The following is a 3,920-nucleotide window of genomic DNA, read 5'->3' on the forward strand; positions in this document are numbered from 1 at the left end:
TCAACGTTAAGGAAAGCAGATGAAAGTCTCCGATAAAGCTGTACAAAGCCTGCGTGTATTGATTGAACAAAGCAATATGCAAGTTGGAGACCGTCTGCCTGCTGAAAGAAAACTGTGTGAACAGCTTCAAGTCTCTCGCTCTTCTTTAAGAGAGGCCATTTCGCAGTTGACCAGCATGGGTATGTTGGTCAGCAAAGTGGGGGCGGGGACTTTTTTAAAACAATTACCAGCAACTTGGTCCAGTTATCAAATCGTACAACCGATTAGTAATTTGATGAGTGAGGATCCTGCCTACCGATTTGATGTGCAAGAGGCGCGCATTATTTTAGAAGGTGGAACAACTTGGTATGCAGCACAACGCGCAACCCAAGAAGATCTGGTGAACATCCGACATCATTATGATCAGATTAACCATTTTCAGGCTTTGGGAAATGATGATGAGGCGGCTCGTGCAGATGCGAAATTTCATTTGGCGATTGCTGAAGCCTCTCATAATTTGGTTTTGATTCAGATGATGCGTGGTCTGTTCGATTTGTTGCAGTTCAACGTCGCTTTGGGACGTCGAAAAGTCTATAGCGAAGCACACCGTTTTGATCAATTGCATGATCAGCACTTTCAAGTCATGAATGCAATTGAACGTCGTGATCCAAAAGCTGCACGTAAAGCAGTCTGTGGACACATTGAGTTTGTAGTACAACAGGTGCGAATGATTGATGAAGAAGAAGCTCGTCGTCAGCGCGCCAGTCGATTAAACAGGATATAAGCATGATTATTTCTTCTGCCAATGACTACCGTGAAGCGGCACGACGTCGTTTACCGCCATTTTTATTCCATTACATCGATGGTGGTGCGTATGCAGAATATACCCTGAAGCGTAATGTAGAAGATTTATCAAAAATTGCTTTGCGCCAGCGTGTACTGAACGACATGTCACAGTTAAGTTTAGAGACCAAACTGTTTGATGAAACTTTGTCGATGCCTGTTGCATTATCTCCTGTGGGTTTAACAGGCATGTATGCACGCCGCGGTGAAGTTCAAGCTGCTGTCGCTGCAGATAAAAAGGGTATTCCATTTACACTGTCTACCGTTTCAGTATGTCCAATTGAGGAAGTGGCGCCTGCGATTCAGCGTCCAATGTGGTTCCAGCTCTATGTACTGCGTGACCGTGGTTTCATGAAAAATGCTTTGGAACGTGCTAAATCGGCAGGCTGTTCAACCTTGGTGTTTACTGTGGATATGCCTGTTCCGGGCGCACGTTACCGTGATGCCCACTCGGGTATGAGTGGTCCAAATGCAGCAATGCGCCGTTATATGCAGTCGTGTTTCCACCCACACTGGGCGTGGAATGTCGGCATGATGGGACGTCCGCATGACTTGGGTAATATTTCCAAATACTTAGGTAAGCCTACAGGTCTGGAAGATTATATTGGTTGGTTAGGTTCTAACTTCGATCCGTCTATTTCGTGGAAAGACCTTGAGTGGATTCGTGAGTTTTGGGATGGGCCAATGGTCATTAAAGGCATCCTAGATCCTGAAGATGCCAAAGATGCAGTGCGTTTCGGTGCAGATGGGATTGTGGTTTCAAACCATGGTGGTCGTCAGCTGGATGGCGTTTTATCTTCTGCACGTGCACTTCCACCAATTGCAGATGCAGTCAAGGGTGATATTAAAATCCTTGCGGATTCGGGTATTCGTAATGGTTTAGACGTGGTACGTATGCTGGCGTTGGGTGCGGACACGTGTATGCTCGGTCGTGCTTTTGTTTATGCACTCGGTGCAGCAGGCGGTGAAGGTGTTTCAAATCTATTGGAACTGATTGATAAAGAAATGCGTGTGGCAATGACTTTAACAGGTGCAAAAACCATTGCTGATATTACGTCTGACTGTTTAGTGAAGTTAGAGAAAGAATTGGCTGAGTAATTCATTATATCAGTAGAAGCGTTCTCACACGGTAAACGGGCATTCAATAGGTATTTACATCAATACCGTGATTATTGCTATTTATATAATCCCTCCAACCTCCCTTTAAAAGGGAGGAGTTATACCGATTAGAATTTATGTTGCAGGTATAAATAATTTTTCTTTTACTTTAAATGCCTAAGGTAAAGAAAAAGTCCCTCTTTGGAAAAGGGGGATTTAGGGGGATTATAATCATTGGAAATAACAAATATGAACCCTCGATCTCCACAATACGTTATTGAAAACTTAATAAATATCGTTGGTAAACAACACGTTTTAACTGACGATAAAGACACACGTTTATACCGCCAAGGTCGTCGTTACGGTGCAGGAAAAGTACTGGCTGTTGTTGCACCGGGGTCATTACTGGAACAGTGGCAAGTATTGCAAACGGCTGTTGATGCAGATTGTATTGTAATTATGCAAGCAGCCAACACAGGTTTGACTGGTGGTTCAACACCTTTTGGCGATGACTATGACCGTCCTGTGGTTCTGATCAGCACGCGTCGTTTGGTTGGCATTCAGGTCATTAATGACGGTCAGCAAGTGATTTGTTTACCCGGTGCAACATTAGATAGACTTGAAAAAGAATTGGTGCCATTTAATCGGGAGCCACACTCGGTGATTGGTTCATCGTGTATTGGAGCTTCAGTTTTAGGCGGCGTCTGTAATAACTCAGGCGGTGCTTTGGTACGTCGTGGTCCTGCTTATACTGAGTTAGCTTTGTATGCCCGTGTTAATGATGATGGTCAGTTAGAGTTGGTGAATCACTTGGGAGTGAACCTAGGCGAAACACCTGAAGAAATTCTAAGCAAGCTTGAAACGAAAAATTATCAAATCGGCGATATTATCAATAACTCAGGCTGCTGCGCATCGGACCATCGTTATGGACATGATGTTAAACAAGTGGATGAAAATACGCCCGCGCGTTTTAATGCCGATCCATCTCGTTTATATGAAGCATCGGGTTCAGCAGGTAAAGTATGTGTCTTTGCCGTACGTTTGGATACCTTTGAAAAAATTCCAAGCCAAGTATTCTACGTGGGTACAAATTCACATGATGATTTGACTGAAATCCGCCGTTTTTTACTAAAAGATTTGCCGCGATTACCGATTGCAGGGGAATACATCCACCGCGTGGCTTATGACATTGGGGCAGAGTACGGTAAAGACACCTTCATGTTCATTGAAAAGCTAGGTACAGCCAAAGTACCTGCTGCATTTGCAATGAAAGATAAGGTCGATGCGTACTTAGAAAAATTTGGTATGAAAGGACTGTCAGATAAAGCCCTGCAATTGATCACCAAATTTTTGCCCAATCATTTACCGAAACGGATGAATGCCTTCCGTGATCTGTATGAACATCATTTGGTTATTCGGATTGAAAATCAAGATGTCGAGCAAGTTGAAAGCTTTTTAAAACGTTATTTCCGAGATAAAAGCTCAGGTGATTTTTTCCACTGTAGCGAGGAAGAAGGACGTAAAGCATTTTTACATCGTTTTGCCGTTGCAGGTGCAGCAATTCGCTATCGGGATACGCATCGTTCAGAGGTTGAAGATATTGTGGCTCTGGATATTGCATTACGTCGTAATGATCGTGAGTGGGTGGAAACCTTGCCCAAAGAGATGGATGATCTGATTGTTCATAAACTCTATTATGGTCACTTTTTATGTCATGTGTTTCATCAGGACTATATTGTGAAAAAAGGCGTAGATCCTTTGGCGATGGAACACCAAATGTGGCATTTACTGGATGCTCGTGGGGCGGAATACCCAGCTGAGCATAATGTCGGACATTTATATGTAGCAAAACCTGCACTACGAACGCATTATGAAAAGCTTGATCCTACCAATAGTTTTAATGTGGGCATTGGTCAAACCAGTAAGCTGAAGCATTGGCAGTAAAGGGCTTTGGTCTAAAAAACTAAACCAGTGAGGGCAACGTCACTGGTTTTTTATTG

At 43.4% G+C, this 3,920-nt stretch carries 3 protein-coding genes; all 3 read left to right on the plus strand.

Features of this window, described 5'->3' with window-relative positions:
• Nucleotides 1-19 precede the first annotated feature (19 nt).
• Nucleotides 20-763, plus strand: a complete 744-nt coding sequence (gene lldR, locus B4F08_RS08710; protein ID WP_125298212.1) for a transcriptional regulator LldR — start codon at nt 20-22, stop codon at nt 761-763.
• A 2-nt stretch (nt 764-765) separates the two neighbouring features.
• Nucleotides 766-1,920 carry an FMN-dependent L-lactate dehydrogenase LldD gene (gene lldD, locus B4F08_RS08715; RefSeq protein ID WP_291374153.1) on the plus strand — a complete coding sequence of 385 codons (1,155 nt, stop codon included), beginning with the start codon at nt 766-768 and terminating at the stop codon, nt 1,918-1,920.
• A gap of 249 nt (nt 1,921-2,169) precedes the next feature.
• Nucleotides 2,170-3,864 (plus strand): D-lactate dehydrogenase, encoded by a 1,695-nt coding sequence (gene dld / locus B4F08_RS08720; RefSeq protein WP_279736753.1) that lies wholly within the window; start codon nt 2,170-2,172, stop codon nt 3,862-3,864.
• Nucleotides 3,865-3,920: the final 56 nt, after the last annotated feature.

This window comes from Acinetobacter sp. UBA6720 (assembly GCF_002454215.1).
In the GTDB taxonomy this organism is placed as follows: domain Bacteria; phylum Pseudomonadota; class Gammaproteobacteria; order Pseudomonadales; family Moraxellaceae; genus Acinetobacter.

What these genes read in the sequence shown, in the direction of transcription:
- lldR (WP_125298212.1), top strand. Translation starts at nt 20, where the DNA reads ATGAAAGTCTCCGATAAAGCTGTACAAAGCCTGCGTGTATTGATTGAA.
- lldD (WP_291374153.1), top strand. Translation starts at nt 766, where the DNA reads ATGATTATTTCTTCTGCCAATGACTACCGTGAAGCGGCACGACGTCGT.
- dld (WP_279736753.1), top strand. Translation starts at nt 2,170, where the DNA reads ATGAACCCTCGATCTCCACAATACGTTATTGAAAACTTAATAAATATC.